This window comes from Pseudomonas inefficax, assembly GCF_900277125.1.
Taxonomy (GTDB): Bacteria; Pseudomonadota; Gammaproteobacteria; order Pseudomonadales; family Pseudomonadaceae; genus Aquipseudomonas; species Aquipseudomonas inefficax.
The window spans coordinates 1-2,623 of record NZ_OPYN01000230.1 but is presented as its reverse complement, the minus strand read 5'-3'; the positions used below and the strand labels follow the sequence as shown (position 1 = coordinate 2,623).

Here is a 2,623-nt window from a genome sequence, read left to right as displayed (position 1 = left end):
TCGGTGAAACTCACCAGCGGGCTCAGCCGTGCATCGCCGTTGTACAGGCGCTGCAAGGCGCTGTTGCCAGTGGCCAGGGCCTGTGCGGAAAACCCGCCCCAGCACAGCATGCCGGCTATTTCGTCCACGGCCGCCGGAGCCAGGTAGGCGCGGTAGCTGCCGGGCTTCAGGGTGACTGCCGGGCGGCCAAGGAAGCACAGCTGTTCCCGAGCCTGGCGACGGCGTGCGGTGAAGTCGTCAGCGCTCCACACTTGCCCGGCATAATTGGCCTTCACCGCCTCGCCGTTTTCGTGGAACAGGCTCCAGTCGAAGTTGAAGCTGTTGGCCTGGTGCCAACCGAAGGCCCCGAACGAGCTGGCGAAGCCCCGGCAGATGGGGCCGGCGGCGTAGATGCCAACAAGGTCCAGATCGCCGGCTTCGCGCTCGAGCAGCGTCAGCACATCGCTCAGCTCGGGCAGCGGCTGCTCCTGCTGGCGATGGCTGTGCCAGGCGCTTTCGTCCAGGCGCAGGTAAGGGTCGACGGCCAGTAATGGCAGGGTCTGGCGCAGCTGCTCCAGGGCATCCGCGAGGCGTCGGCGATCCAGTTGCGCATCGCCACTCAAGGTCACTTGCTGCTCGGCCTGGCGGCCATCGCGGATCAGCCGCAGTTGCGCGCTGGCCTGGCTCACTTCACCGGCCTGGCGCACCTTGGCATGGTTGAAACGCACGAACTGCGATTGTTCGGCGCTGTAACCGAGGGTGAACTGCTCGCCCGCTTGCAACGCGGCGCTCAAATCCCCGACCAGGGTTTCGAAAGCATGTTTCATCAGGCGTCTCCTCCGAATACGTCGATCTGGCGGAACACGCAGGCCGGCGAGGCGTGGCCAACCCGCACCACCTGGTTTGGTTCGCCCTTGCCGCAATTGGGCGTGCCCAGCACCTGGAAGGTGCTGCTGTCGCCGACCGCCGCCAGGTTGCGCCAGAACTGCGCGGAAATGCCGCGGTAGTTGGGGTTCTTGACGATACCTTTGAGCTCGCCGTTTTCGATCAACTGGCCCCATTCACAGCCGAACTGGAACTTGTTGCGCGCATCGTCGATGGACCAGGAGCGGTTGGTGCGCATCAGGATGCCGTGTTCGATGCCCTTCACCAGTTGATCCAGGCTCTGGTCGCCAGGCTCGATGTTGAGGTTGGCCATGCGGTCGATCGGCGCACGATTCCAGCCGCAGGCACGGCTGTTGGCCACACCGTCCAGGCCGGAGCGGAACTGCGACAGCGCACCCCCCAGCGGTCGCAGCAGCAGGCCATCGCGGATCAGGAACTGCTTGCTGGCCGGGGTGCCGTCATCATCGAAGCTGTAGCTGGCCAGCTCTTCGCCGATGGTCGGGTCGAAGGTCACGTTGAGCAGCGCGGAGCCGTATTGCAGGTGGCCGAAGTCACCGGCCTTGACGAAGCTGGTGCCGGCATAGTTGCGCTCGTCGCCGAGGATGCGGTCCATCTCCAGCGGGTGGCCGATGGATTCGTGAATCTGCAGCATCATCTGGTCCGGCATCAACAGCAGGTCGCGCGGGCCGCTGGGGGTGTTCGGCGCCAGCAGCAGCTGCAGCGCCTCGTCAGCCACTCGGCGGGCAGCGCCGACCAGGCCGCAGCGCTCGATGATCTCGAAGCCGCCCTGCTGGCCGAAGTTGTCGCGGCCCAGGCTTCGGCTCTGGCTGTCCTGTCCATCGCTGGCGGTCACGCCCAGGCCCGGGAACAGGAAGCGCTGGGCATGGCGCAGCTCGGCGCCGGCCGAGTTCATGTAGGTCTGCTCGACCAGGCTCAGGCCCAGGCTGGCCTGCCAGTCCACAAGGCGGCTGTCCCTGGGCACGCTGGCCGACTCGGCAGCGAGCAGGCCAAGGCAGTCGGCGAGGTTGGGCACGGGCTGATCGAAGTTGGGCGAGATGTGGTCGTGGCATGCGCTGGTCACCGGTTGCTCGCGCAGGTCCAGCAGGTTGTACCTGGCGATCTGCCGGGCCAGCGCCTCGGCGTGCTCCAGCGCGCGCTGCAGGCCTGCCTGGGACAGGTCTGCGGTGGCCGCATAGGCTTCCACACCATTCACCCGCACGGTGAGCATGGCGCCTTCGTCCTGGGTGAAGAAGGGTGGTTCCGCGACGTTGCGGCGAACCGACAGCGCCTGGTGCGACTGTTTCACATGGCGCAGGGAAAACAACTCGGCCGTACTGCGCAGTGCGGCAAAGCGCTGGCGCAGCAGGGCGCTGGTATCGAACATGTGGAAGCCTCCGTGTACACGGTGGCTCCCCCTAGAACCACTCGTCCTGCATGGTGAGGCAAGTGTCGTCGCGCGCCTCGAGCAATGCCAGCTCATTATGGCAGCCAGGTACTTCCCGGGTCAGGAAATAAAGTGAGATCAGCAAGGGCCAGGTGTTGCAGGCCCATCCTTCTGAATGGCGGCTTTCAAGATATCGTTCAGATGCGACGCAACATGGTGAGAGGTGTCCGTCAGCAGATAGACGTGGTGCTCGGGGAGCTCGGGGAACCCCATGCCTTCCACGTACGCAAGTGATGTATCACCACTGTCCAGTCCCTCGACAATACCCACTGCCAGGCCGCTTCTCATGCAGGCCAGCACCGCATGCCAGTTGGC

Annotated in this window: 1 protein-coding gene and 3 pseudogenes; all 4 read right to left on the bottom strand. The window is 65.2% G+C overall.

Translation table 11 applies throughout. From position 1 onward, the window contains the following. Positions 1–806, bottom strand: a pseudogene (locus JV551A3_RS28835) (TldD/PmbA family protein); the annotation flags it as partial. Then, entirely contained in the window at positions 806–2,248 is a 1,443-nt protein-coding gene (locus tag JV551A3_RS28830; protein WP_133979333.1) for a TldD/PmbA family protein, read from the bottom strand. The gene JV551A3_RS28830 and the pseudogene JV551A3_RS28835, both read right to left, overlap by 1 nt. A gap of 31 nt (positions 2,249–2,279) precedes the next feature. After that, positions 2,280–2,378: pseudogene (locus JV551A3_RS31155) on the bottom strand (hypothetical protein); the annotation flags it as partial. Positions 2,379–2,386: 8 nt separating this feature from the next. Continuing rightward, positions 2,387–2,623, bottom strand: a pseudogene (locus JV551A3_RS30860) (LysR family transcriptional regulator); the annotation flags it as partial.

Bases quoted from the DNA above. Each gene is read 5' to 3' on its own strand.
- JV551A3_RS28830 (WP_133979333.1), bottom strand. From the start codon at position 2,248: ATGTTCGATACCAGCGCCCTGCTGCGCCAGCGCTTTGCCGCACTGCGC.